The following is a 25291-nucleotide window of genomic DNA, read 5'->3' on the forward strand; positions in this document are numbered from 1 at the left end:
TAAATCATTTATCCATAAATTCCTTCAATTTAGTTAGATATGACATATGGCTAGAAAAAGGGAAAAATGAGTGTAAAAAAAATTATATAATCATTGAAAGGTCCCTTTAATAATTTCATAAAAAGAATGGGTGGTTGAATGTCTTTCATAGAAATAAAAAACATAACAAAAACATTCAATGGCGTTGAAGTACTGAAAGATTTGAACATCAATGTGGAAGAAGGAACAATTCTTGGAATTCTAGGAAAGAGTGGTTCTGGAAAATCAGTTTTAATAAACATGCTCCGTGGAATGAAGGATTACAAGCCAGATGAGGGCCAAATAATCTATAACATTGCACTGTGTCCTGAGTGTCTTGCTGTGGAACCTCCTTCAATGGCCAGTACAACCTGTAAATGCGGAAGCCAGTTCGAAAGTAGAGAAGTGGATTTCTGGAGTGCAGATCGGTATGTGTTTGCAGCTATCCGGCGACGTATCTCCATAATGTTGCAGAGAACCTTTGCACTGTATGAAGATGAGACTGTGATAGATAATGTCTTGAAATCAATCCAGGGACATGATTCCGAGGAAAGCACCTACATGGCAATTGACCTCCTTGATCTGGCCCAGATGACACATCGAATCACACATATTGCCCGTGACCTTAGTGGTGGGGAGAAACAAAGAGTGGTACTGGCCAGACAGCTGGCCAAGGAGCCCATGGTATTCCTGGCAGACGAACCCACCGGCACCCTTGACCCTACCACCGCCGAATTCATCCATCAGGCACTTATTCAGGGTATTAAGGGTCAGGGCCTGAGTATGGTGATCACATCTCACTGGCCAGAGGTAATGCGGGATCTTTCAGATGAGGTTATCTGGCTGGATAATGGTGAAATTATCCAGAAAGGAGACCCAGAAAAAGTGGTGGAAAGTTTCATGGAACACGTGCCCCGGCCTAAAATAAGTGAAGAATTTAAAACTGGTGGCCCCATAATCGAACTTCAAGATGTGAAGAAACATTATTACTCCATTGATCGAGGTGTGGTTAAGGCTGTGGACGGTGTTAACCTCAGTGTAGATGAAGGAGAGATATATGGAGTGGTAGGTCTTTCCGGAGCCGGGAAAACCACCCTATCACGGCTTTTATATGGTCTGACTGATCCCAGCAGTGGAAAAATAAATGTTAAACTGGGAGATCAATGGATCGACATGACTGAGAAAGGTCCTTTTGGCCGTGGCAGGGTGAAACCATACCTCGGAATTCTCCATCAAGAGTACAGCCTTTACCCCCATCGTAATGTGCTTGGAAACCTGACTGAAGCTATTAGTCTGGAGTTACCAGCTGAATTCGCCCAGATAAAAGCATTGTACGTTTTGAACGCCGTGGGATTCAATGAAAATTATGCAGAAAAAATTCTACATAAATATCATGATGAACTGAGTGGAGGGGAACGACACCGGGTGGCTTTGGCCCAGGTGCTGATTAAAGAACCGAATGTGGTTATCCTGGATGAACCCACCGGTACCATGGATCCCATAACCAGAGTACAAGTTACAGATTCAATTAGAAAAGCTCGTGAAGAACTAAATCAAACCTTCCTCATAATATCTCACGATATGGACTTCGTGCTGGATGTTTGTGACCGGGCATCCATTATGAGAGGAGGTAAAATCCTTAAAACAGGACTACCAACAGAAGTGGTGGATGAGCTTACAAGTTCAGAGAAAAATAAGATGTTAAGTGGTAATAAAATTTAAAATAAGGAAATTGTCCTTGTTTTATCTTTTTCTTTATTTTTTGGAGTTTTAGATAGATAAACCACTAATTTTAAAAAATCATGGAAGGTGATGATGTGTACAGAATACTTTTATTAGCTTTAGCTATCGGCGTGATTGTTTTTGTTGCGATTAACGATCCTGTAAAAAAATATTAAAAAATCTATTAGATATCCAAATTTTTTCCTCCTTTGATTTCCAGAATCAACAACATTAGCAAAAAACAATTTATGAACACTAATTTAAACCCATGGGAACTTGAAATTAATTAGTTTTTCTATGTAACCTTTCCTGAACTTTCTCACTTTCAAGCTCCCTTAAAGCATCTGCCGCTATCCATTTAGCACTCTTTGAATGAATTTTCTGAATTTCCTCAGATACTATGATGGCTTTCTTATTCAATTCAATATTCCTTTTCCCTATGTGTCTTAAAGCCCAATTAACACCCTTTTTAACATAATTACGGTTGTCAGTTGCCTCCCGGATTATTAATGGGAAGAATTGTTCGAATTTTTCATCAGCTGCCTTTTTATCATGGACTGCCAGGACTGCTATTAATGTGAAGGCAGCCCTTTTAACGAATTCTTCCTTCCGCTGGCTCCATTGGAATACTTTTTCATAGGCATATGGCGTCATACGGAATAATTTCATGCAGCACTGGTCACATATCTCCCAGTAATCAAATTCAGAAGTCCACCGATCCATTTGTTCTGAGGTAAGCTGTTTAGGGTCGTCAATCATACAGGCCAGTATCCGGGTCTCTCTATATCCTGCTTTCCAGAGCTGTGCTGCCAGATGATGATCCTTTCCCACAGTTTTTGCAATCTTTCTTAGATCTGGGATGCGGACTGCATAGGTTTTTTCCGGGCTGATACCAAAACGGGCCATACCCTCCACATCCTCCGGGCTGGAGAGTGATTCCAGTTTCTGGATGATTTCATGATAATCCATCTTTATAGTCTCCTTGTTGAAGTAATTCTTGGAATATAATCCTTAAAAATATCATAGGAATAGAATTAAGAGAGTAAGGGATATTATGCTGAGTGATGTGGTTAGGAATATGCAGGCTGCAGTTGCCTTCATATCCAGGTCATAGTTGATGGCCAAGACCAGGCTGAGCATTGCCGAAGGCATACCTGCCTCCACAATGGTAACTGTTCGGTCCAGGCCAGATAGCCCCACCAATCCCACAACGATCATGGCAATAATCGGGGATATAACTAGTTTAAGTACTGAAACAAAGGATGCTACACCAAAATATTCTTTAATACCCCTAAATTCCAGTGAAAGGCCTAATGATAGCATTATCATAGGTATTGCAGCACCACCCAGGTAGTCAAGGACACTTGGAATAACCGATCCCAGTGGTAGATGAAATAAATTAGCAAGCAACCCTATGATCACTGCCAGTAATGGTGGGAAGAAAATGGATCGTTTGATTATATCCTGGTATCTGCCGCCGTATAAGATTAAAAAGAATATCCCGAATAATATGAATAGTATGGTGGATCCCACATCAAAGAATACTGCCCTTACCAGTCCTGCAGCCCCAAAAACCCCCAAGGTGACTGGATACCCTAAAAATCCTGAGTTGAAGAGGGTGGATGCCACCACCACACCCCACCTGGTTTCTGGGGAGTAACCCTTAAGATAAGTGAATGCATAAGCGATGATTCCAGATATTAAGCCCACTGTTATACATATAAGGGTAATAGTACCGAAAGTTTTAATATTAGATAAATCAGCATTGAACATGGTTAGAAATATCAGGGCAGGAATTGCAATGTGAACTACAATCTTGTTAAGGGTTTGGGTATCTTCAGCCTTTAAAAAATCAAGTCTACGGCATACATAGCCAATTATAATCATTATTACAATGGCAATGATAGTTTCATAGGAGTTCATATTATTCAAGGGTTTATTCTCATGACAGTGCAAGTGATTAAAAAATACTGTTTTAGTTCACTTATTTAATTTAGTTATATCCAAATTCAATATTAATAATTTTCTCGCCCCTTAAATCTATTATTAAGGATAGAAACGTTTCAATACTCTTAATGCATTTAGAGTAATCCATTTACTGGGTTTTCCCTTACGTTCAATATTGGTTTGGAATCTTCCATTGAAGGTGTTCTCCAGGATCCACCGGCCTTCATGGTCCTGTTTGGAGATCATAGCCTTCAGGGATTCATGCATTCTTTCATCATTATAACCCAACCGAGTGAGTATTTCCAGAACTTCCAGGGCATCTATACTCCACATCAAAGGGAAACCGAATTCCAACCATTTAAAACTACCCCTGACCGGAGGATGGTTTCTTTTATGGATATGGTGGTTCAACATATGTTCCACGCCCTTAACAATGTAATCGGAGATTTCAGGAGTTCTTTTATCCTCAGGGATTTCTGCAAAGGCTTTGAGTGATTTTACAATTATACTGTGGCAGGTGCGTTCCCCCCAGCATTGTTTCCACCTGTTATAAGGCCATTCATCAGGGGCTTTTCCCGGTTCATCATCGAAGCGTTGGTATTTTATAAGCCACTGGAGAGCTTTTTGAATGCGATCATCACCTAAATATCCTAATCGAATGAGACTCCACGCCATATTGGCGGTGAGGCAGGGTAAAACTCTTTCGGGATCACCATGCCCATCTTTCTTGTGGCTAATATATGAAAATGCACCACTTTGTGGGTCCTGGGATTTTTCAAGGATGAATTCACAGGCTCTTTTAATTCTTTCATCATTACCATCCGCTCCAAGCTCTGCCAGGATTATTAACTGCCAGGAAGTCCCCTTGTATTTACCACGAACATAAAAATTCTCAGGAACACCCCAGTATCCACTTGACTCCTGTTTGGCCAGTATTTTAGGTACAACACCATTATTCATTATATTTTGTCTGGCATGAATCACTTGGGAGTCGTTTTGGGGTTTATCCAGGATATCCAACAGGGTGAAATATCTAACTGAAGGATTATCATCTTCCAGTAGCCACTGGGTTGGATCTGAATTTAAATATTCTTTCCAATCATTCATCAGTCCACTATCTCCTATGAAACACTTTAACTAAATTTATTTTTAAGATTAAAGTTGAATTTGGGATTATATCTCTTGTGAATTAGATAATTTTCCTGATCTGTATAAGTACCAGGAGGATAATGAGAATAAAGGCCCATATCCCCATGGCCAGATAGGTTATTTTATATGCTTTAAAAGCATCCCATGTCTTTAAAGGTTTTATTCTCTGAACATAGAATGTTATGAGGCCAGATAGGTTTATACAGACTAAATTAACTAAAAAGAGTAAAAAAGCACCTGTTGCCAGATAATAATGGCCAGAACCTAATAGAAGGCCGAAAACAGATAAAGGAGGGAGCAGGGCTACTGCCACCATCACCCCAATAAGTGCACTGGATACATCGGTGGTAAATGCAATGGATCCTGCTATTCCTGATGCAAAAGCCAGGAAAATCCCAGCCAGGGCAACATCGGTTCGCAGGGCTATGGCCGGAATAGAAGGATCGAATGTTACCAACACTCCAATGATCACCGAAATAATTATGGAAATCCCCACACCAGCAACGATGCTTTTAATAGAAACACGGGCAAGATCATGATCTTTAAGAACTGTAGCTAGGGATAATCCCATATTAGGGCCTAAAAGAGGGGCAATTACCATGGCCCCAATAATCACCGCCACATTATTATTCAAAACACCAATGCTGGCTACCAGTGACGATAAAATCGTCATGAGTAAGTAGATTTTTGTGGGTTTGCTTACCGCTAAAACATTGGTATATAACTCTTCACGACTTATTCTTTCTGCAGCAACTGATTCTTCATCGGGAGATAATCCATTTTCTCCATTGGAAGTTTCATCAATTCGAGGTATGGATGCTTGCACTGGGAGAATAAGTATTCTAAAACCATTTAAATGGGAAAAACGTTTTTCCAATTTATCAAGGGTGCTTTCACTGTCTTCAGTAGTTAGAAGGACCTTAAACAATATTAAATCATTACCTGCCTTCAAATCAAATATTTCTATAATATTGCATTTTTGAAGCAATTCCAAAACTTCTTTTTGATATCCCTGGGGAATAACCATCTCTATTAAACGTAACGTCACCTGAAACACCTACCCCTGAATACCCATTTCATAATCTAACCACATCAAAAACACCTCTCCTCTGGAAAATCAAAATAACAAATACTGCTAATAAAAAAATCCATATAATTAATGCCATATTTGTCATTTTTTTAGCTTTACCAACTTTTTCTGGAAGGATGGGGTGTATTCTCTGGGTGATGAATGTTATAACCCCTGCTAAATTGATGCACACCAGGTTTACTAAAAAGAGTAAAAGAGCTCCGGATGCGGGATAGAAATTCCCAGAACCTAAAAGTAATCCAAAGGTAACCAGTGGAGGGAGTAATGCCACTGCCACCATAACTCCCACTAAAGTGGTTCTAAAACCCCGAGTGAAAGCCAGAGCACCCACAATCCCTGAAGACAGAGCCAGAGTAACACTTCCCAGACCTACATTAGTTCTCAGGAAAAGTTCGGGAATGGTTGGATCCACCTCTGAAAAGAAACCAAGCAACACTGATATTGCCAGTGCAGTGCTGATTCCAGTTAGATTAGTTTTGAGGGTATTGATAGCCAGATCCATATCTCCAAGCACTGTTGCCAGGGATAAAGCTATGTTAGGCCCAAAAAGAGGTGCTATAACCATAGCCCCAATGATAACTGCCACGTTATTATTCAAAACACCAATGGCAGCAACCAGTGAAGATAATATGATCATTACAATGTATACATTTGAAACACGGGAAATATCAGATATATCTGCATATATTTCCTGACGGCTCAACCGGTCCACCAGTTCCTTAGAACCCAACCTATCTACCAACCCATCTACAATGAGAGTGTCTTCCTCTTCCTGTTCTTCAGGTAATATCCTTACCGGTACTTCAGGTAGAGGTATGGATGCTTCAACTGGGACCAGAATAACTCTGAATCCCTCCACATCAGAGCAATGTTCCTGAAGAAGATTGAGTATGGCTTCAGTTTTTTCACGGCGAATCAGTATGTTTAAAATCATTTGCCCATCTGATGAGTCCCCATACCACATGGAAAGCACTTCATACCTCTCTAAAAGCTCATCTATATTGTCCCTTCTTTTTTCTTGAGGTATTGTTGCTATAATCAAACGATAAGCCATCGAATCCCCCTTACAACTACAAAATCTCCTATCATATAATATGGGTCTGCAACATAATATTTCTTCTTAATTTCTCATGTGACTTCTTAAATAAAACAAATTTCAATTGTATATAATGGCAAATCTGCCTATATTACGAGTTCCAGCCGAGTAATTCTTAGAAATTTACTAAAAATGAATGATCATTTTATAATAAAAAAAATCCCAAATTAATATTATGAATGAATTAATTATAATGTTATTATTTTTTATAGCCGCTTTTATATCCATATTTGTGGGTACAATAGCTGGTTTTGGAACATCTATCCTATTTCTTCCCATTGCACTTATTTTCGTGGACTTTAAAAGTGCATTGGTAATGGTGGCCATTACCCATCTGGCTGGGAACTCTGGGGCAGCCACATTTTTCCGCCAGGGCTTAGATAAAGGGTTAATTTTGCTTTTTGGTGTTCCCAGTGTAATCCTAACTGTGCTGGGTGCTTACATTGTAACCTACATTCCTCAAAATATTTTAACCGCCCTATTGGGGATATCCTTACTTATATTTTCTATTTATTCCTTCAAAAATCCTGATTTTAAAGTTAATGCCACTAAAATTAACACCATCCTTGGAGGAAGTTTATCAGGATTTTTACAAGGGTTTATGGGAGTAGGTGGTCCCTTAAGAGGTTCTTTTCTTATTTCTTATGGTCTGGATAAAACTACATACATAGCAACGTTAGCTGCCGTAGCAGTTTTGATTGATTTGGCCAGGATCCCTGTCTATTTTTCCAGTAATCTGCTGGATGTTCAATTTTATTATTGCATCCCTCCCTTAATTGTGATTGGTATTTTAGGATCATACACTGGGAAGAAAGTGGTAAAAAAAATTCCTCAAGATACTTTCAGAAAAATTATATTGGTTGCAATTGGAATATCAAGCTTAATGTTAATTTACAGTGGAATTTATCCAGCTCTATACATTAACTGATGTAAAAATGATTATAAAAAATCAACACATTCAATTTTAATATGAGATGAATATGTGCTTTTATGGGGATGTATCTGCTTTAATAAGATAAAACAACAGCTTAGAGGGAAGATATCTGTTTTTCTGGAATACTCTGATTTTCATCTGATTTTGTTTTTAGTAGAAGTATGTGTATGGTGACAGCAAAACCAACTAGTGGTAATAATATGAGAAGATAACTTCTATCCTGGAAAATATAGCAGGATATAATTAGAGTTATCCATAAAAAGGCAACACTTTTAATTTTAACATCTAAAGGCACTCCCTGTTTGGTCTGGTAGTTTTCAATGTAACTTCCAAAGTAGCGATTATTGGATATCCATCTTTCCGCTCTTTTGGAGCTTTTGGTAAAGCAGAAAAACGATGCCAGAACAAGGGGTGTGGTGGGTAATACTGGAACGACCACCCCCACAGCCCCTACCCCCAGCAGGGTTGCACCTAAACTGAAGAAAAATAAACGCTTGGTTTCCATTTTTTTAATCCTTTTGATAATCTTATATTACCATTGATAATTTACATATAATAATTCTTAACCAAATATGCGTCTTAAACACACCCCTTTAATTATCATATCCCCCCATTTTCTTAAAAGGTTTTATTCCGGGAAATGTTTCCTGAATACTCCCACCAGTTCATGGGGATCCTTAATAATATAGGTTTCATACATCTTGGCCAGTTTTTCCACATGTTCCACATCTTCCTTGCGGATGGTGATCTTCAGATCCTTCCCATCTGGAAGCTGGGTGATAGTAACACCCTCTTCAACATCAGAAGGTAATATGTAGATGGGAACATCAGCTTTTTGGCCCATTATGGCTGCGTTGGAGATTAGTGTGTCACCCATTCGCATGGCGATCTTGGCCACGGTGTTGGAGGTGGCTGGTGCAACTAACATGAATTCATATTTACCTAACTGGATATTACCAGCTAAAAATGGTGCATTGGCATTGATTTCAACCCAAACCCGGTCAAAGTTGCTTTCTATATCATTGGATATCCCATAATATTTCACCACCTGATCTCCGGATTTGGAGATGAATACTTCAATGTCCACCTGATCCTCGAATTCCAACCGTATTTTCTCCATGACCTTCATGGTTTCCAGTATTTTATCACCGGCACCGGTAATTCCCCAAGCAATTTTTTTCTTTTTTACCATTGCATAACACCTCTATCCCATTCCAATGGCTGTGAAAAATAAATAAAAATAGTCAAGGAGGTGAAAACCACCCCATTCATGAGATACATCCCCCATAGACTCCATCTTAAATTTTGGTTGCTTCCACTCTTTCTCCTTGGGTCATTTCTGCCAATTCTTTCACCCTTCCAACATCCAGCCCAATACCTTCTGCAACCCGGGTTCCATACTCCACATCACATTTGTAGAATAGGGAAGTTTGACGGTACTGTATATTTTCTTTAGCATCTACCAAATGTCCTACGATATTGGAGACCAGGTTGGTTTTAGCCTCATCATCCAGAACCCTCCGGTAGAGTTCACCGGCCTGGACAAAATCAACATCCCCAGTTGGCCTGGTGTGTCTTGCAATGACTGCTTGCACTTCTATGGCCGGAGGACTGAAAGATGCATCTGGTTCCGGTCCGTTCATTGAGTTAGGATAATAGTTGGGACTGGATCCTCCATTATCATCCACATTCATTGGACCATCACGTTCGTAATTGGCGATTTCAGAATTTTTAGCCCGGTTTACAGGTATTTGGTGGAAATTTGCACCTAACCTGTGCCGCTGGGTGTCTTCATAAGAGAATAGTCTTCCCTGGAGTAGTCTGTCTGGTGAGGGACCTATTCCCGGTACGAAGTTGGAGGGGGAGAATGCTGCCTGCTCCACTTCAGCAAAGAAGTTTTCGGGAGCACGGTTCAACACGATTTTACCCAGTGGGATCAGTGGATAATCCGCATGGTACCATACTTTGGTTATGTCGAAGGGATCGAACTGGTAGTTAGCTGCCTCTTCTGGTTTCATTATCTGAACGTACACTTTCCACTCAGGATAATCAGCGGATTCTATTGCATCGTAAAGGTCTTCAGTGGCATGGTTAGGATTTTCCCCAGCCATTTGAACTGCTTCATCATTGGTGAAAGTCTTATTGCCCAGCACTGATTTTATATGAACTTTAACCCATACGTACTCATTCTCCTCATTGTACCACATGTAGGTGTGGCTGGAGAATCCATCCATGTAACGGAAGGAGTAAGGTGTTCCCCGGTCTGAGAAAAGGATGGTTACCTGGTGAACTGATTCTGGAGTTAGTGATAAAAAGTCCCAGAACATGTCCGCATCAGGTAGGTTGGTTTTAGGGTGTCTTTTCTGGGTATGGATGAAGTCCGGGAATTTCACAGCATCTCTAATAAAGAAAATGGGCGTGTTGTTCCCCACCAAGTCGTAGTTTCCTTCTTCAGTGTAGAATTTGATTGCAAATCCACGTGGATCACGTGCCGTGTCGGCTGAACCCCGTTCGCCGCCTACTGTTGAAAAGCGGATGAACAATTCAGTTTTTTTTCCAATTTCCGATAGGAACCTGGCCCGGGTGTACTGAGAAAGGTCATGGGTTACTTCAAAGTATCCGTAAGCCCCGGCTCCTTTGGCATGTACCACCCTTTCAGGTATCCGTTCCCGGTCAAAATGAGCCAGTTTTTCTATGAGGTTAACATCCTGAAGCATGGTGTAACTGGATCCTTCACCCGTGGTTATGGATGCCTGGTCATTGGGCACTGGATGCCCCTTGTTGCTGGTTAGTTTTTCGTTTTTCAATTTAATCCCCCAATTAAATTATTAAACTTGGTTCTATATAGAACTTGGTTCTATATAAGTTTTTGTTCGATAGTTTTTTATTGGATTTCCACCAACATTAGTCTATGGAAGAGAAATTAAAAGAAGAAAAAATCAAAATTACTCCCCAGAGAAGGGAACTTATTAGAAAGTTAAAAGAACTGGAAGAAACACACCCCTCCTTCAACCGGATCTACCAGGCTGTTAAAGAGACACAACCAAATGTAAGTCGTTCCACAGTACATGATAATCTTAAACTGCTGGTCCAACGAGGAATTATAAGAAGTTTCAATTATAAAGGTGAAACTCGCTATGAAATGAGTCAGAACCCCCATGTAAACCTGGCTGAATTCAATAAAGATATTATTGATATTAAAAATGAAAAAGTCAATGAAAAGTTAGATGAAATCATGAATATTTTAAAGGAAGAAGAAGGTATTGAGATCAAATCATTGTTAGTACTGGTTGAGAAATAATATAACTCGTTTTCTTTGTATGAATTCAAAATAGGATTTAATATTTGATCCCAGAATCATAATTTTCATTTTGATTCATTTATTCAGAATTATCTTTAATAATACTAGTCTTTTGCATATCCCGCCAATACTTTAAAGTTTGATCTTTAGTAGCGTATTTTCCCAAAATTTTACCTAAAAACATGGAATATAATTTAGGATTCCTCACATTTTATTAGACAGCAGATTTCAATCCCTCGGAATTTTGATTCAGATTAATAAAAAATATAACACAAGTTTAAAATCCATTTCAAGGCATATTAACAATTTTTTTTAAGTATACAGAAAAGTTAAATGTTATTATGAACAGAATTAGATTACATGTTAAAAATTCCAAATATTAATTCGGGATTAATAGCATTAATATTTGTTTTATTGTTGGTATCTATTTCCATGGCAAACGCCCATCAACCACGCCTGGATATCGGAACCTCGGTTTCTATTGAAAATCCGATAATGGTAGATGATCCTGAGATATCCAAGGCATTTTACGGGGAACTGGATGGGAAACCTGTTTATTATCAAATACACTCTCCACAACCCTTTCAGTTATATGTGAACCTGTTGGTGCCCACCAGTCCCGGGCAAGGTGGTGAACTGGTGTCTGCAGAGGTCACTGATAGTTCGGGAGAGATGATTATGTTTCTCAACGGCACAAACTCCACCTGGACACCTTATTTTGAGGAGTTCGGAGGAGATTATTATCTTAAGGGACCAGAAGCGACCCTAAACGTTCCCGCTGGCACCTACAACATCCGGGTCTTTAACACCCAGAATCAAGGTAAGTATTCCATTGCCATTGGAAAAATAGAATCTTTCCCTGCCAACGAAGCCATCAGCGCCCTTTTCACCTTACCCCTCTTAAAGGAGCAATTTTTCAGTAAACCGGTTTCAACATTATTTTTTGAGTTTTTGGGAATTATACTAGCCATGGGAAGTCTCATGACGCTTTTAACTCTCATGGTAAAATCCAGAAAATCTGATGAACTCACCAGCATCACCTTCCTGGTTGGAGGTATACTTACACCATTACTGTGGATTGGAACCATAATAACCACCCTAGTATGGGCCGGAGTGATATATCAAAACCCCAAGAATATACTGGGACTGTTTAACAGCCTTATACTGATGATAATCCTCATTTTAACCTGGAGAGTTAATTCTAAAACTCGGGATGCTGGTAAAGAAAAACTACCCTTCATATCCACTTTTATCCTGGTAATTTTGTGGTGGATATTCTCACTTTTAGCCATAACCGTGACTTAGAAGTTAATGACTGAAAATAATAAATCTTGAAGAGAGAGATATAAGTATAAGGTGATAACATGGATGCATTTGAAAAATTGATAGACAAACTGAATCATTTGGATGGAGAAAAACGTTTAAAGACACTTGAAGAATTAGAAGGGGACTGTGTCTGCCCTATTTGCCCCAGCTATAATGATTGTGCTAAAGAAAAGGATGAAAATGTTTTCTGCATCACCGGAAAAAGTGAGGGTTGCATTAACATGGAACTGGGTTGCCTGTGCCCTACCTGCCCTCTGGCCCAGAAATACCAGATTGGGATGATGAACAACTTTTACTGCCACCGTGGCTCAGAAACCGAACAAAAATAAGAACAATGACTAATTAAATGCATTTATATTAAAGAACTGATGATTCGCATAATTAGTGGAAGAAGATCTTTTTTATTAGAGTTGTCATAAGTATCATTATATGAGTCTGGAAGCCATCATCATAATATTTACAGCCAGCTTGGTAGAACTATGGCTGGCCATTCCCCTAGGGCTGGTTATGGGGGTAAACCCAATAATAATCACTATTGTATCTTCAGCAGGCGCCATAACGGCCGCGATTGTTGTTACAATCCTGGGAGATAATTTAAGAACTCGTCTACTGAAATGGAGATATGGTGATGAAAATGCTTTACAAGAAACCCGGTTGTATAAGGTGTGGAATAAATACGGAGTAGTAGGTCTTGGCTTATTATCACCCCTGATTTTTGGCGCTCCACTGGGTGCTGCGGTGGGAATTGGATTAGGGGCTCAGAAAAACAGCCTAATAATATGGATGAGTATAGGAATTATCCTATGGAGTATTGGATTAACTGTTGCCGGATCAACGGGAATATTAACCCTTGAACAAATGATTAAATAAGATTTCAAACAATCCAGGCTTTAAATTCCTAGATAAATAGAACATTGAAACTCCTATTCACAAACTTTTAATAGATGATTGGACGAAACATTTAATAGTATATTAGGCTAACTTTACACTCAGAAGAAGTTAATTAAGCTTATGAACCATAAAATGAGGGTATTGATTTTATCGTAACATCAAACATCACTAACGTGGATATTTGATGTTTTTTAGAAGGTGTTAAATTGGAAAAGATAAGGGTAGCGATAATTGGTATAGGCAATTGTGCCAGTTCACTGATCCAGGGTATTTACTACTATGCGGATAAAAAGCCAGAAGAAGCAATAGGCTTGATGCACTGGGAAATTGAAGGATACAAACCATCAGATATAGAAGTGGTGGCTGCATTTGATATTGACGCTCGTAAGGTTGGGATGGACGTAAACGAAGCTATCTACGCCCCACCGAACTGCACCACAGTATTCTGTCCAGATATTAAACCAAGTGGTGTGAAAGTGGATATGGGCTGTGTTCTAGATGGTGTAGCTCCACACATGGCAGAATATCCTGAAAATCATACATTTGTAGTTTCAGATGACTCTGAAAAGGGTAAAGAAGATATTGTGAAAATACTTCAGGATACAGGAGCGGAAATCCTTTTAAACTATCTCCCTGTGGGATCAGAGAAGGCAGCCCGTTTCTATGCAGAATGTGCCCTGGACGCCGGTTGCGCATACATTAACTGCATGCCAGTATTCATTGTCAGTGACCCCGAATGGTCTGCTCGTTTTGAAGAAAAGGGAATACCCATGGTTGGAGATGATATTAAAGCCCAGATCGGGGCAACCATTACCCACCGAACCCTGGCCAACCTTTTCCGAGATAGGGGTGTGGAACTGGAACGGACTTATCAGCTAAACACCGGTGGAAACACTGATTTTTTGAACATGCTTAACCGTGACCGGTTGGATTCCAAAAAGGAATCAAAAACGGAGGCAGTGCAGTCTGTGTTGGGAGAGAGGATGGATCCGGAAAACATTCACATCGGCCCCTCCGATTACGTGCCCTGGCAAAAGGATAACAAACTCTGCTTCCTCAGGATGGAGGGAAAAACCTTTGGGGACGTACCCATGAACATCGAACTCCGTCTCAGTGTGGAAGACTCACCCAACTCAGCAGGGTGTGTTATAGATGCCATCAGGTGCTGTAAGTTGGCACTGGAAAGAGGTATCGGAGGACAACTCACATCCATCAGCGCTTACACCATGAAGCACCCCCCGGAACAGTTCACTGATGATGAGGCTGTGCAGATGGTGGAGGAGTTTATTGCGGGTGAACGGGAACGATAATAATCCTATTTTTTTAATATTCCTTCCTTTTTCTATAATTTTATAAATTTACAGATTTTCCCTTTTAATTTTAGAATATTACTATGATTGTTGCCTTTTTCGCCTACAATCCCATGGAGCTACAAGGACATTATGAATATGGAAGATCCTGAGAGGCAAAAATGGTGTTTGGAAAAAATATCAAAATTAGAAAAAAGATTGGAAAATTTTAATAAATAAAAAAATTATCCAATATCCCCAATCTAATCCATATTCCAATTCCTAACCGTAGCCTCACACTCCAACTGGGGTATCTGAGTATAATCTGCTTCTTTAAGGTCTTCTCTGACTTTTTCCAGTATTTCATTCCTGGTGAGTTTGTTCTGGCTGGCTTTCATTTCCTTGCAGAAGTAATAGGTGAATGCACCATGCCAGTCCCCATCGATGTTGGCATCGGCACTGGTCTGATCAGCACGGCATGCAGCCCATAATATGTGTTGACGCATTCCTTTCTCCAGGAGGGCTTTATTCAAACCTCTTTGCCTTTTTCCATCAACTCTTTTAAATGCTTCCAGGGATGGTGGTGGTATGTATCGTGTTTGCCTGTCCCATATGAGGTCGATTGCTTTGAGTCCGGTCCCACTGTGACAGGTATCCAGAAAGACCTCCAGAACTATCTCATCTGGAAGTTGAATGAACATGTCCCGTAGCTCATCATCCACAATTATATGTTCAGGATCCCACTCATCTTGCTTTTCTTTTAAGTCATAGGGGCAGAAGGCTTCATCCACCCGATCGGACTCATCTCCACTTAAATCTGGTACCTGAGTGCCATGACTGGACATGGTAAATACCAGGTGACTGTATTTACCTGATTTGGCTCCGACTAACATTTCTTGAAGATTCTTCATTATATTAGCCTTGGTAGCCTTAGCATCTGTGAGTTTAACTATGTTATCTGATTGGAATTCAAATAATATCTTTAATAAATTTTCCATATCATTGGCATCATTCACACAACCCCTCAATGCAGCTGAAGGAAAGTATTTGAAATTATTTATTCCAACACACAATGCTCTTTTACCAGTCACAGATATTCACCTCAAATTAAGTTTTTTCATAAATTATATTTCCGATGCCCCATTAGTTTTGAATGTGGATTTCCCTCTGCAGTAATATTAATTTTTATCTGCTACACCTTTTTTATATAAAATATTGCTATTATAAAACAATATTTAAACTATTTTTTTGTTTAAAGAATTATTTGACTTTTAATAATTATGATAACGGCAAATATTTGGTTTTTAATTATATATAAATATAATAGCCAGTATTGTATATAATATTTTCATAATTTTAAATAATATAAAAAAATAGGGTTAACATCATATTATCTAAGCGCATGTGAATCATACTATAAATTTTTATATGATCCTGCATCTTTTGCGCACCTTTAAGGTAAGGATATAAGTAAGGTCGCACTAAGTATATAAGGACATTAAAATTCTAGTTTATAATTAATTATATCGCAGTTTGAGGGTCATCATGACGAAAATTAGGCTAATTGAAACCGCTTTTAGAGATGCACACCAGTCACTCCTGGCTACGAGAATGAGAACCAGGGACATGCTCCCCATTGCCGAGGAAATGGATAAAGTAGGATTTTTCTCTCTGGAATGTTGGGGAGGGGCCACCTTTGATACCTGCATCCGCTACTTAAATGAGGATCCCTGGGACAGGTTAAGGAGCATTAAAGAACTGGTGAAAAAAACTCCACTGCAGATGCTACTCCGTGGGCAGAACTTGGTGGGTTACAAACACTACCCCGATGATGTGGTGCGAAAATTCGTTGAAAAATCATATGAAAATGGTGTGGATGTTTTCCGTGTGTTCGATGCATTGAATGACATCCGTAACATGGAACTATCCATTAAAGTTGCCAAAGAACAGGGAGCCCATGTGCAGGCAACATTAAGTTACACTACCAGCCCCTATCACACCATAGAAAAATATGTGGAGCTTGCCAAGGAACTGGAAGCCCTGGAATGTGATTCTCTTGTCATAAAGGATATGGCCGGACTTATATCACCACATGATACTTATGAACTGGTTAAAACTCTTAAAGATGAAACTGATCTTCTGATTAACCTGCACTGCCACTGCACCAGTGGTATGACCCCCATGAGTTATTATGCAGCTTGTCAGGCAGGAGTTGATCTTTTAGACACCGCCATATCTCCACTAGCATGGGGTGCTTCCCAACCACCAACGGAAAGTGTGGTTGCTGCTTTGAAAGAAACCCCCTTTGATACGGAGTTGGATTTGAAGCTTTTAAACCAGATTAAAAAGTATTTCGAAGAAATAAGGGAAAAATACAGTGGAATTATTGATCCAATCACCGAGAGGGTGGATACGGATGTTTTATTATATCAGATCCCCGGAGGAATGCTCTCAAACTTTGTTTCACAGCTTAAAGAACAGAATGCACTGGACCGTTACGAGGATGTTCTTTCTGAGGTGCCACGGGTGCGAAAAGACTTGGGCTATCCTCCCCTGGTAACCCCTACCAGCCAGATTGTAGGTATCCAGGCTGTAATGAATGTTCTTGGTGGAGAAAGGTACAAAAATGTCTCTAAAGAAGTTAAAGAGTACCTTAAAGGATTTTATGGAAGACCACCAGCACCCGTTGACCCGGAGGTTGCCCATAAAATCATTGGCGATGAGGAACCCATAACCTGCCGTCCTGCCGATTTTCTAGAGCCAGAACTTGAAAAATTCAGGGTAAAAGGAGAAGAGATGGGGATCATCAAAAAAGAAGAAGATGTGCTAACATTTACCCTTTACCCTGCTGTGGCTCCGAAATTTCTTAGAGGGGAAACAGAAGAGGAACCATTAGCCCCGCCAAAATCAGAGAATGTTATCAGTACTCCTACCGCAGTACCCACCGAGTACCAGGTGGATGTGGATGGTGAGAGTTTTGAGGTTAAGGTAGTTCCCACTGGATACTTAGAGATAGAAACCACCGAAGGAGTCAAGCCTTCAGGACCCATGGAAGGTGGGGTGAGCTCTTCCATGCAGGGGATGATTCTAAAGCTCAAGGTGAAAAAAGGCGACAAGGTCAAAGAAGGGGATGTAGTTGCAGTTCTGGAAGCCATGAAAATGGAAAACGATATTCACTCCCCTGAATCAGGAACTGTTCAGGATGTCTTCGTAGATGAAGGTGATACAGTTGGTACAGGGGATACCTTGATGGTTATCAAATAAAACCATCATTCTTTATTTTTGCCATATGGTTAGGGAATTGATCCACAATTAAAATAAAAATCTAATTTTCAACAGCATTTGCAGGAAGAAGAAATAAATTAAATTTAGGGACCAGGAAGTTTAATTTAAGGACCAGGAAGAATTTCTTCAACCTCTTTGGCCTTTGCTTCCATTTCAAAAAGAATAAGACCAATTTGAGCTTCAGTTTCTGTCAAAGCAGTGAATATAGCCTTTGATCCGGCAGGTATTAATAATATATTTCCTTTTTCTGTTTTAAGTGAAATTTCACTCACGGATCCTGTTTTCATCTGTGTTGAAGCGGCTTCAGCAGCACCCATGATGGTTGAACAGAGTGCTGAAAATATTCGAGCATCAACATCTGGAGGAGTTCGGGAACTGATAAGTAAACCTTCCTTGGAAACAATGGCACAGGCTTTTATCTGACCCACCTGCAAAAATGATGATAAAACCGCGTCTAACATTTCCTTTTTAGTTTCAACCATGATATTAACCCCTAATTAAAAAATATAACCATTATATATTTATTTAATTCTCCTTTTTAACTTTTAATCAATATTCTGAGTACTCCACCTGATCCTTAATATTTGCTTCCATAAATGCCCGTTTTCGGCGCATACAAGATTCACATAGCCCACAATGCTCATTTCCCCCATTATAACAGGAATAACTGAGTTCTAAAGGTGCCTTCACCTCATATCCCAATTTTACAATATCCTTCTTATTGAGGTCTATGAGTGGTGCTTCAATTTGAATATCATAAAGGGATCCAATGTCTAAAAGATGATTAAATGCATTTAAGAATTCTTTAGAATTATCTGGGAATGTGGCTGCTTCCTCCAGATCCCAGCCAACAATGATCTTCTCTGCACCTTCAGCCTCTGCAAATGATAAGGCTATGGATGAAAATACAACGTTTCTACCGGGAACCCATACCTTTCGGGCAGTTTCATCACAAACCTCTTTATCATCCAGCTGGTCCATGGAAAGCTCAGGGACTTCCTCTTCACTGGTCAGGGCAGAGCCTCCTATTTGGGCTAACCATGGAAGTTGGATAACTGTGTGTTCAATGCCTAATTTTCCACATATGGTCCTTGAAGATTTTATTTCCATCTCTGCACTCCTTTGACCATAATCAAATGTTAGTGCATGCACATCGTAATCTTTAGCCAGTAATGATGTGGCAACTGCAGAGTCAAGACCTCCTGAGAGGATCGATATGGCTTTTTTTCTTTTTTCCATGGAATTTATTCTCCCAATAATAATATTTAACGATTATATGTTTTAAAAAGTTATATTTCGATTTATAAACCTTATCACATCTTTTAAGGGCATTTTTAACTTTTCAGAAATTTTCCGAGCATCTTCATATTCAACAGTGACGTTAACTATTTCTTCTCCGATTTTAGCTACTTTAACCCTGACTTCCAAGGATTGACCCTCAAAGTCAACCTTAACTGGTACTATCTCCCTGCTGACAATATTCCTGTGGACATAGGGAATTGTTCTAACACCGAGAGTCCCTGTTTCACGGATTATGGTCTCGGAAAGAATATCAACCAAATTTGACTTGGTTATCACTCTTAAAAGATGTGCAGGTCTATTTTTTTTGGCAATAGTTGGAATAATGGTCACGTCAAGGGCTCCTTCTTCCATGAGCCGATCCACTGTGTGACCCAACACTTCCCCAGTAACATCATCCAGATTAGTCTCTAAGATGGAGATTTTATCAGTGGGAATGGGAGAAGTGCCTGAAATAATCCTTAAAACATTTGGAAATTCCAGATCCAACTTTCCAGCCCCGTATGCCACGTTTTTGTTAGTTATCAATGGATAAAAATCAGTGAATTCATCAACCATATTCACCAGTAAAGCAGCTCCAGTGGGAGTGGTGAGTTCATGGTTCACCGGACCTCCCATTGCCGGCACATTTTTAAGGATTTCCAGGGTTGCCGGTGCAGGAACGCTGAGATTTCCGTGATCAGTCTTTATTCTACCTCCCCCCAGGGAAGGGGGAAGTCCATAAACTTTCTCTTCACCTAAGCCTAAATCGTGGAAGGCGAATGATGCACCCATTATATCTGCCACAGCATCAGCTGCCCCCACCTCATGGAAATGGATCTTATCAAGATCCACACCATGAACCTGAGATTCTGCAATTCCCAGTGTTTGGAAAACTTTTTTGGCAAAATCTAAAATTGTAGGTGTGATTTTTTCATGCTCAATTTCATTTAATGTTTCCATTAAATGGGTGTAAGCTATGGCCTGGTGATCTGAACATTTTACATCAGCAAAGGTAGCAGAAATTCCTGATTTATTAACCAATTCTATATTAACCATTACTTTACCAAAATAAGAACCATAATAATCCATGATTTCTGTCACTGCCTCTATATCTGCACCCAAACTTATCAGGGCCCCTATAATCATGTTACCAGATATTCCTGCCTGTTGTGGATCTATAATTACCACCATGAATTTACCTCCTTTACCTTTGAACAGTGAACTAACGTTGAATACTATGTTTTATCCTAGAAAGTACTGTTTTAAAGTGAATCTATGCCCTAATTTCATCCATCCTATAATCTTTTATATCCCTTGGTTATCATTATTTTTGTGTTTTCTGGGAAATTTTATATAATTGGTTAACATCTATAATAAATTGACTCAAAAACGAGTTTGACTCACAACTATGAGGTGAAATAAATGAAAAGGAAAAGGACTATTTTAGATAAAAAGGGATTTGTTGAGAAGATGATGGAAGATACCGCCAAGGCCATTGACGGTATCAGCAAAGACATCGGCAAATCTGTTATTGACTACACTTTCGTCCCAGGGAAAGATATCCTTGAAACAGACGATAGTGTAATTGTTCATGTGGATCTACCAGGTATAAAGAAGGAAGACATTGATCTGGATGTTACTGAAACCAGGGTCCGTATTAAGGCAGATTTTGACATAACCCAGGAAATTAACCGTGGACGCCACCTGACTCTTCATGATCGAAAATCGGGAGTTATTAGAAGAACTGTTAGACTTCCTAAAAAGGTTATCCCCCAGGATGCTGAGGCAGAATTCGAAAATGGCGTTCTAAAGGTTGAAATCCCGAAACAGGAAAAAACTGAGAGTTTCAAGGTTGAAATTAAATAATAGGCCATTGCCTATTTTCCTTTTTTTAAATCCTTATTTTCCTTTTTTTAAATAAATACTATCTTAAAATGCCCATTACTGCATGAAATGGTACTGAATTGAATTTGAAATCAAAAAAAGTAATTTTTATCCCATTATTCATTTGCGGGGTAGATCTACTATGTGGAATGTGTAGTAACGGCTGAATCCACATTCACGGCAACGTATTTTTATGTCAAATTCATCCACTTCAATATCAGGGATGGTAGCATCTCCACAGTTATAACAATTAGCCCCCTTTTCCAGCTTCCATTTTTTAACTGGCATCAGTTTCCCTCCTTTTCCACACCTTTTATGAGGTAATAACGGGCTGCACCACAATTGGTACACCATATCTTAGCCTTGTTCATGTCAATTCTTATTCTTTGAACTGAGTTTTCACCACAATAGAAACATGGGACTTCTTTCTCAAGTAACCATGTTTCAGCCCTTTCTTTTTCCAGATTTTTATTATTGACTATGATTCTGCGAATAGGAACTTCTAAAATAGTATATTTTTCACCTTCCAGTGTTTGCATTACTGATTCTACTATTTTATCTGTTTTATCCTCTTCCACCACACTACAGACCAGCACCGCGTCAGTGGCATAGTCCTGGATAAGACCAATGGCTGACTTAGGGTCTTCTTTAATGGAGAACCCTTTCCAATCCTGTGGAGACATCCCTTTATATTCCAGGATATAAAATCCCGTGATTCCAGCTTCAACCAGGGCATTCATAGCTTTACCCAGGTTTTCTATCTCTACAAAAACTCTTAGATGGACTTTCAACATAACACCCCCAAATATATTGATAACAATGTTTAAACGATCATTAATCGATTGTATCCTATTAAGGCCCTAATATATTCCACATTCCCATTTCATTAATTCTTTCTCCACTGTTATTTATGTCATCATATTCTAAATAATATTCGTTTTTTTTTTGATATTTCAAAAAGATATTTTATTTACCAGAATGATTAGACCTTATGACAATCCACAAGAATGTAAGTTGAAGTTACAAATATTAGAAGAATTGCTAGTGGACTACCCAGTATAATAATAAATTATTATATAGAGTAGAATATTAAGGACAATAATTATTTTATTATTGATTAAAGGTGTTTTAATGAGAGATAATAACGTATCTGGCTCGATTTATGACTTTATGAGGGCAGCAGGGGTGGAAGTACCACAACTGGTGGAAGCGGGATTGGAACTTCTGGCCGGCGTAGAAAAGACTAGAGAACTTGAAATAAAACTGGAAAGTCAGATCCGAAAATCATTGAAAGATATTAATGTTATAGTACTGATTGTGGCTGGTATTCGTGTTGAAGAAGATCTGCTTCATCACCGGATTGAGGGTGTGGACGTGGATGATGATCCGGCCTACCTCTACTCAGATGAAGTTCTAGGGATGGCTATTGCTAATCAGATTGCGGGTACCAAGGCTATCTTCAACTTTAAAAGGTATGATGAAGCAAAACCAGGAATCATTGGGACACTAGGGCCTATGCTGGATGATGTTTTCGCAGGTCTGGTTGCTGGTTGCATGTCCAAAATCTTCGAGGAATGAAAAATGTCCCGAAAAAGTTACCCGGAAAAGGTTCCACTTTCTGATGTGGGAAAAGAACCTGATAAACCCCCCAGTGGTGGGTATGGTTTTCTGGGACTGGTATCCTTCTCCACCATACTACCCCTAAATATTCACAGCACCATCCCAGAAATGGCAAAGTTCACTTTTATCTGGCCAATAATTGGAGCTTTCATTGGAATTATTACAGGAGGCTTTGGCTGGTTACTAACCCATCAACTACATCTATCTCCACTCTTATCTGCAGCACTGATTTACAGTTTGGCCATTAGTTTCACTGGCTTCCATCACCTGGATGGTCTGGTTGACTTTGGTGATGGCCTCATGGCCCACGGAGACCCAAAAAGAAAGATAGAAATCATGCGAGATAAAAGGATCGGTACCGGTGGTCTGGCCATGCTTTTAATGGTTTCCCTGGTAACAGTTACATCCATTGCCTCCTTAAATGCAGTTTATATACTGCCTGCTTTTTTCGTGTCGGAAGTAGCTGCTAAACTCAGCCTGATAAGTTGTGCAACCTTTTCCGAACCACTGGCGGACGGTACTGGCCAGTACTTCATCCACAATATGGACTGGAAGCTTCTCACTGGATCAGTAGCCTTAACCATTATTCTGGGATTTTTAGCCTTCAACTACACCGGCATCATTGGGATAGTAGGGGGTCTTACTTCAGGGTTATTAATGGTCCTCATCACGAGAAGGAATTTTAAACAGACAAATGGAGATATTTTAGGTGCATCAAATGAGATAGGTAGGATGTTATCCCTCCTATTCATGATTATATTCATTTCATGGAGTGTTTAAATGGAAGTTAAAGTTTTACGATTAGATCATCGCTGGCAACGTGATGCACGGATCACCACACATGTGTGCCTCACTGCCCGGGCACTGGGAGCTTCGGGAGTGTTTTTAAGTGGAGATCATGATAAAAAGTTAATTGAAAATGTTCGGGACGTAGTTAAGCGCTGGGGTGGAGATTTCAAGGTAGAATACCGTAAGGGTTGGGAAAATCTCTTGGATGAATGGAAAAATAATGGGGGAGAAATTATTCATCTAACCATGTATGGTGAACCGGTGCAGGATGTTACTCCTAAAATAAGAAGATCCCCCAAGGATAAACTGGTAGTGGTGGGCGGTTCAAGAGTTCCCAGTAAAGTATACCAGGAAGCAGACTGGAATGTTTCGGTGACCACCCAGCCCCATTCTGAGGTTTCATCACTGGCCATATTCCTTCATATGTTACATAAAGGAAAGGAACTGGATTTGGAATTTGAAGAGGGAGATATGAAGATTATACCCTCAGTTAAGGGCAAAAATGTTCTTATAAAAGATAGGGATGAATAATAAAGGATAAGAGGTTCATGTCCCCGCTTTTCGATTACTGAACAGGATTTTTCCTAAACAATTTTGATTCTGATTATTCTGTCATCCCCACTCTGAGGTACTCCCCGACCATCCCGATTGGAAGTGGCGATGTAAAGGTATCCATTGTGTTCAACCACCTCCCTTATTCTTCCCAGCTGGGTGAAAGTAGCCTTCTCCCCAGTTATACTTTTCCCATCACCAGATAGGGCGATTTTTCTTAATTGAGAGCCTCTGAGACCAGCCACGTAAAGGGCACCCTGATAATAGGCAATCCCTGAAGGAGCGAGAGTCAGTTCCGTGTAAGCCCTCAAGGGCATTATATAACCTGTTGCCGTGTTATTACCTTCATAGGTGGGCCATCCATAGTTCCCTCCCCTGGTTATGATGTTGATCTCATCATTTTTACTCTGCCCGTGTTCAGAGGCGTACATTATCCCCGTGGGACTCCAGGTTATTCCCTGAGGATTCCGGTGGCCGTAACTGTAAACATAGTTACCAAATGGATTATCAGCAGGTATTGAACCGTCGGTGTTGAGGCGTAATATCTTACCGGCCAGTGAACTGGTATCCTGAGCCAAGCCAGGATTGGCAGAGTCACCAGTAGTTGCATAAAGCTTCCCATCCGGTCCGAACTTCAATCTTCCCCCGTCATGAATAGCTGCCCCTGGGATATTATCCAGAATAACAGTTTCATTGATAATTTGCTCTCCTTCTAAGTTATAACGAGATATGCGGTTGTAGTCACCAAGTGAATAGTAGACATAGATGTGATGGTTTAAATTAAAGTTAGGGTCCACTGCGATTCCCAGAAAACCAGATTCACTATTATGAGTTACATTTACCTGCCCCAAAGTTTTAACTGTCTTTCCATCCAATATACTTAATTTTCCGCCCCTTTGGGTGAAAATCATACGATCATCAGGTAGAAAGTCTAGAGCCCAGGGTACTTCCAGGTTTTCAGCCATTAGCTGTGAACTGTAACCAGTTTCATTAATGTCTTTAGGAATAAATAAAACAAAAATAGCAACAATTCCCACAATAATCAATGGAATTATGGCTATGGCCAGTATTTTGATCCTCATATCTTACACCCCCGATTTATTTTTATGTCCATAAA

27 protein-coding genes are annotated in these 25291 nt (G+C 39.7%); 12 read left to right on the forward strand and 15 right to left on the reverse strand.

Annotated elements, in window-relative coordinates; genetic code table 11:
* Positions 1-138 precede the first annotated feature (138 nt).
* Complete coding sequence (gene atwA, locus BK009_RS07155; RefSeq protein ID WP_100905650.1) at positions 139-1740, forward strand: methyl coenzyme M reductase system, component A2; 1602 nt, start codon at positions 139-141, stop codon at positions 1738-1740.
* Between the two features lie 282 nt (positions 1741-2022).
* On the opposite strand, the gene BK009_RS07160 is transcribed toward atwA, so the two are convergent.
* From BK009_RS07160 to BK009_RS07180, 5 genes are all read right to left on the reverse strand, one after another.
* Positions 2023-2709: a DNA alkylation repair protein gene (locus BK009_RS07160; protein ID WP_100909307.1), complete on the reverse strand. Its 687-nt coding sequence runs from the start codon at positions 2707-2709 to the stop codon at positions 2023-2025.
* Positions 2710-2760: 51 nt separating this feature from the next.
* Positions 2761-3663, reverse strand: a complete 903-nt coding sequence (locus tag BK009_RS07165; protein ID WP_100909308.1) for an AEC family transporter — start codon at positions 3661-3663, stop codon at positions 2761-2763.
* A gap of 123 nt (positions 3664-3786) precedes the next feature.
* Positions 3787-4794, reverse strand: coding sequence for a prenyltransferase/squalene oxidase repeat-containing protein (locus BK009_RS07170; RefSeq protein ID WP_100909309.1), 1008 nt, complete (start codon positions 4792-4794; stop codon positions 3787-3789).
* A gap of 82 nt (positions 4795-4876) precedes the next feature.
* Positions 4877-5884, reverse strand: a complete 1008-nt coding sequence (locus BK009_RS07175) for a TIGR00341 family protein (protein ID WP_157809714.1) — start codon at positions 5882-5884, stop codon at positions 4877-4879.
* Between the two features lie 28 nt (positions 5885-5912).
* Entirely contained in the window at positions 5913-6980 is a 1068-nt protein-coding gene (locus BK009_RS07180; protein WP_100905645.1) for a TIGR00341 family protein, read from the reverse strand.
* Between the two features lie 235 nt (positions 6981-7215).
* Between BK009_RS07180 and BK009_RS07185 the strand changes: the two genes are divergently transcribed.
* Entirely contained in the window at positions 7216-7950 is a 735-nt protein-coding gene (locus tag BK009_RS07185; RefSeq protein WP_236950965.1) for a sulfite exporter TauE/SafE family protein, read from the forward strand.
* A 100-nt stretch (positions 7951-8050) separates the two neighbouring features.
* Here the strand turns inward: BK009_RS07185 and BK009_RS07190 are convergent, their stop codons facing one another.
* The 3 genes from BK009_RS07190 to BK009_RS07200 form a co-directional block, all read right to left on the reverse strand.
* Positions 8051-8461, reverse strand: coding sequence for a YbaN family protein (locus tag BK009_RS07190; RefSeq protein ID WP_100905643.1), 411 nt, complete (start codon positions 8459-8461; stop codon positions 8051-8053).
* A gap of 123 nt (positions 8462-8584) precedes the next feature.
* A complete protein-coding gene (gene afpA / locus BK009_RS07195; RefSeq protein WP_100905642.1) occupies positions 8585-9148 on the reverse strand; it encodes an archaeoflavoprotein AfpA in 564 nt (187 codons plus the stop codon).
* A gap of 106 nt (positions 9149-9254) precedes the next feature.
* Positions 9255-10763: a catalase gene (locus tag BK009_RS07200; RefSeq protein ID WP_100905641.1), complete on the reverse strand. Its 1509-nt coding sequence runs from the start codon at positions 10761-10763 to the stop codon at positions 9255-9257.
* A 104-nt stretch (positions 10764-10867) separates the two neighbouring features.
* On the opposite strand from BK009_RS07200, the gene BK009_RS07205 reads away from it, so the two are divergent.
* The 5 genes from BK009_RS07205 to BK009_RS07225 all read left to right on the forward strand — a co-directional run bounded on the left by BK009_RS07205 (position 10868) and on the right by BK009_RS07225 (position 14784).
* Entirely contained in the window at positions 10868-11257 is a 390-nt protein-coding gene (locus BK009_RS07205) for a Fur family transcriptional regulator (protein ID WP_100905640.1), read from the forward strand.
* A 432-nt stretch (positions 11258-11689) separates the two neighbouring features.
* Positions 11690-12562 (forward strand): hypothetical protein, encoded by an 873-nt coding sequence (locus tag BK009_RS07210; RefSeq protein WP_236950966.1) that lies wholly within the window; start codon positions 11690-11692, stop codon positions 12560-12562.
* A gap of 59 nt (positions 12563-12621) precedes the next feature.
* Positions 12622-12912 carry a DUF2769 domain-containing protein gene (locus BK009_RS07215; protein WP_100909313.1) on the forward strand — a complete coding sequence of 97 codons (291 nt, stop codon included), beginning with the start codon at positions 12622-12624 and terminating at the stop codon, positions 12910-12912.
* A 100-nt stretch (positions 12913-13012) separates the two neighbouring features.
* On the forward strand, positions 13013-13453 hold the full coding sequence (locus BK009_RS07220; RefSeq protein ID WP_100905637.1) for a small multi-drug export protein: 441 nt from the start codon (positions 13013-13015) through the stop codon (positions 13451-13453).
* A gap of 227 nt (positions 13454-13680) precedes the next feature.
* Positions 13681-14784, forward strand: a complete 1104-nt coding sequence (locus BK009_RS07225; protein ID WP_100905636.1) for an inositol-3-phosphate synthase — start codon at positions 13681-13683, stop codon at positions 14782-14784.
* A gap of 242 nt (positions 14785-15026) precedes the next feature.
* On the opposite strand, the gene BK009_RS07230 is transcribed toward BK009_RS07225, so the two are convergent.
* A complete protein-coding gene (locus BK009_RS07230) occupies positions 15027-15854 on the reverse strand; it encodes a caspase family protein (RefSeq protein ID WP_100905635.1) in 828 nt (275 codons plus the stop codon).
* Positions 15855-16308: 454 nt separating this feature from the next.
* On the opposite strand from BK009_RS07230, the gene oadA reads away from it, so the two are divergent.
* Entirely contained in the window at positions 16309-18027 is a 1719-nt protein-coding gene (gene oadA / locus BK009_RS07235) for a sodium-extruding oxaloacetate decarboxylase subunit alpha (RefSeq protein ID WP_100909314.1), read from the forward strand.
* 125 nt (positions 18028-18152) lie between these two features.
* On the opposite strand, the gene BK009_RS07240 is transcribed toward oadA, so the two are convergent.
* From BK009_RS07240 to larC, 3 genes are all read right to left on the reverse strand, one after another.
* On the reverse strand, positions 18153-18530 hold the full coding sequence (locus tag BK009_RS07240) for a roadblock/LC7 domain-containing protein (RefSeq protein ID WP_100909315.1): 378 nt from the start codon (positions 18528-18530) through the stop codon (positions 18153-18155).
* Positions 18531-18597: 67 nt separating this feature from the next.
* Complete coding sequence (queC, locus tag BK009_RS07245) at positions 18598-19287, reverse strand: 7-cyano-7-deazaguanine synthase QueC (protein WP_100905632.1); 690 nt, start codon at positions 19285-19287, stop codon at positions 18598-18600.
* 42 nt (positions 19288-19329) lie between these two features.
* The gene (larC, locus tag BK009_RS07250; RefSeq protein WP_100905631.1) at positions 19330-20520 is read right to left on the reverse strand and encodes a nickel pincer cofactor biosynthesis protein LarC; all 1191 of its coding nucleotides are present in this window, start codon (positions 20518-20520) and stop codon (positions 19330-19332) included.
* Between the two features lie 231 nt (positions 20521-20751).
* Here larC and BK009_RS07255 point away from each other — a divergent pair, with 231 nt between their 5' ends.
* Positions 20752-21195, forward strand: a complete 444-nt coding sequence (locus BK009_RS07255) for an Hsp20/alpha crystallin family protein (RefSeq protein WP_100905630.1) — start codon at positions 20752-20754, stop codon at positions 21193-21195.
* A 138-nt stretch (positions 21196-21333) separates the two neighbouring features.
* On the opposite strand, the gene BK009_RS12495 is transcribed toward BK009_RS07255, so the two are convergent.
* Positions 21334-21501 (reverse strand): hypothetical protein, encoded by a 168-nt coding sequence (locus BK009_RS12495; protein ID WP_169923161.1) that lies wholly within the window; start codon positions 21499-21501, stop codon positions 21334-21336.
* Complete coding sequence (locus tag BK009_RS07260) at positions 21501-22007, reverse strand: MJ1244 family protein (RefSeq protein ID WP_232728063.1); 507 nt, start codon at positions 22005-22007, stop codon at positions 21501-21503. The genes BK009_RS12495 and BK009_RS07260 overlap by 1 nt, the downstream gene beginning before the upstream one ends.
* 337 nt (positions 22008-22344) lie before the next feature.
* Between BK009_RS07260 and BK009_RS07265 the strand changes: the two genes are divergently transcribed.
* Genes BK009_RS07265 through BK009_RS07275 form a run of 3 tightly spaced genes read left to right on the forward strand, consistent with a single transcriptional unit; the run spans position 22345 to position 24153 of the window.
* Positions 22345-22791, forward strand: a complete 447-nt coding sequence (locus tag BK009_RS07265; protein WP_100909316.1) for a phosphatidylglycerophosphatase A — start codon at positions 22345-22347, stop codon at positions 22789-22791.
* Positions 22792-22794: 3 nt separating this feature from the next.
* Positions 22795-23613: an adenosylcobinamide-GDP ribazoletransferase gene (cobS, locus tag BK009_RS07270; RefSeq protein ID WP_100907023.1), complete on the forward strand. Its 819-nt coding sequence runs from the start codon at positions 22795-22797 to the stop codon at positions 23611-23613.
* Positions 23614-24153, forward strand: coding sequence for a tRNA (cytidine(56)-2'-O)-methyltransferase (locus tag BK009_RS07275; RefSeq protein ID WP_100905627.1), 540 nt, complete (start codon positions 23614-23616; stop codon positions 24151-24153).
* Positions 24154-24206: 53 nt separating this feature from the next.
* Here BK009_RS07275 and BK009_RS07280 read toward each other — a convergent pair whose 3' ends face one another.
* Complete coding sequence (locus tag BK009_RS07280; protein ID WP_100909317.1) at positions 24207-25256, reverse strand: PQQ-dependent sugar dehydrogenase; 1050 nt, start codon at positions 25254-25256, stop codon at positions 24207-24209.
* Positions 25257-25291 lie beyond the last annotated feature (35 nt).

The organism is Methanobacterium subterraneum, assembly GCF_002813695.1.
GTDB lineage: Archaea > Methanobacteriota > Methanobacteria > Methanobacteriales > Methanobacteriaceae > Methanobacterium > Methanobacterium subterraneum.

What these genes read in the sequence shown, in the direction of transcription:
- BK009_RS07220 (WP_100905637.1), top strand. Translation starts at nt 13,013, where the DNA reads ATGAGTCTGGAAGCCATCATCATAATATTTACAGCCAGCTTGGTAGAA.
- BK009_RS07205 (WP_100905640.1), top strand. Translation starts at nt 10,868, where the DNA reads ATGGAAGAGAAATTAAAAGAAGAAAAAATCAAAATTACTCCCCAGAGA.
- BK009_RS07180 (WP_100905645.1), bottom strand. Translation starts at nt 6,980, where the DNA reads ATGGCTTATCGTTTGATTATAGCAACAATACCTCAAGAAAAAAGAAGG.
- BK009_RS07280 (WP_100909317.1), bottom strand. Translation starts at nt 25,256, where the DNA reads ATGAGGATCAAAATACTGGCCATAGCCATAATTCCATTGATTATTGTG.
- afpA (WP_100905642.1), bottom strand. Translation starts at nt 9,148, where the DNA reads ATGGTAAAAAAGAAAAAAATTGCTTGGGGAATTACCGGTGCCGGTGAT.
- BK009_RS07215 (WP_100909313.1), top strand. Translation starts at nt 12,622, where the DNA reads ATGGATGCATTTGAAAAATTGATAGACAAACTGAATCATTTGGATGGA.
- BK009_RS07240 (WP_100909315.1), bottom strand. Translation starts at nt 18,530, where the DNA reads ATGGTTGAAACTAAAAAGGAAATGTTAGACGCGGTTTTATCATCATTT.
- BK009_RS07160 (WP_100909307.1), bottom strand. Translation starts at nt 2,709, where the DNA reads ATGGATTATCATGAAATCATCCAGAAACTGGAATCACTCTCCAGCCCG.
- BK009_RS07275 (WP_100905627.1), top strand. Translation starts at nt 23,614, where the DNA reads ATGGAAGTTAAAGTTTTACGATTAGATCATCGCTGGCAACGTGATGCA.
- cobS (WP_100907023.1), top strand. Translation starts at nt 22,795, where the DNA reads ATGTCCCGAAAAAGTTACCCGGAAAAGGTTCCACTTTCTGATGTGGGA.
- BK009_RS07265 (WP_100909316.1), top strand. Translation starts at nt 22,345, where the DNA reads ATGAGAGATAATAACGTATCTGGCTCGATTTATGACTTTATGAGGGCA.
- oadA (WP_100909314.1), top strand. Translation starts at nt 16,309, where the DNA reads ATGACGAAAATTAGGCTAATTGAAACCGCTTTTAGAGATGCACACCAG.
- atwA (WP_100905650.1), top strand. Translation starts at nt 139, where the DNA reads ATGTCTTTCATAGAAATAAAAAACATAACAAAAACATTCAATGGCGTT.
- queC (WP_100905632.1), bottom strand. Translation starts at nt 19,287, where the DNA reads ATGGAAAAAAGAAAAAAAGCCATATCGATCCTCTCAGGAGGTCTTGAC.
- BK009_RS07260 (WP_232728063.1), bottom strand. Translation starts at nt 22,007, where the DNA reads ATGTTGAAAGTCCATCTAAGAGTTTTTGTAGAGATAGAAAACCTGGGT.
- BK009_RS07185 (WP_236950965.1), top strand. Translation starts at nt 7,216, where the DNA reads ATGTTATTATTTTTTATAGCCGCTTTTATATCCATATTTGTGGGTACA.
- BK009_RS12495 (WP_169923161.1), bottom strand. Translation starts at nt 21,501, where the DNA reads ATGCCAGTTAAAAAATGGAAGCTGGAAAAGGGGGCTAATTGTTATAAC.
- BK009_RS07190 (WP_100905643.1), bottom strand. Translation starts at nt 8,461, where the DNA reads ATGGAAACCAAGCGTTTATTTTTCTTCAGTTTAGGTGCAACCCTGCTG.
- BK009_RS07210 (WP_236950966.1), top strand. Translation starts at nt 11,690, where the DNA reads ATGGCAAACGCCCATCAACCACGCCTGGATATCGGAACCTCGGTTTCT.
- BK009_RS07255 (WP_100905630.1), top strand. Translation starts at nt 20,752, where the DNA reads ATGAAAAGGAAAAGGACTATTTTAGATAAAAAGGGATTTGTTGAGAAG.
- BK009_RS07165 (WP_100909308.1), bottom strand. Translation starts at nt 3,663, where the DNA reads ATGAACTCCTATGAAACTATCATTGCCATTGTAATAATGATTATAATT.
- BK009_RS07170 (WP_100909309.1), bottom strand. Translation starts at nt 4,794, where the DNA reads ATGAATGATTGGAAAGAATATTTAAATTCAGATCCAACCCAGTGGCTA.
- larC (WP_100905631.1), bottom strand. Translation starts at nt 20,520, where the DNA reads ATGGTGGTAATTATAGATCCACAACAGGCAGGAATATCTGGTAACATG.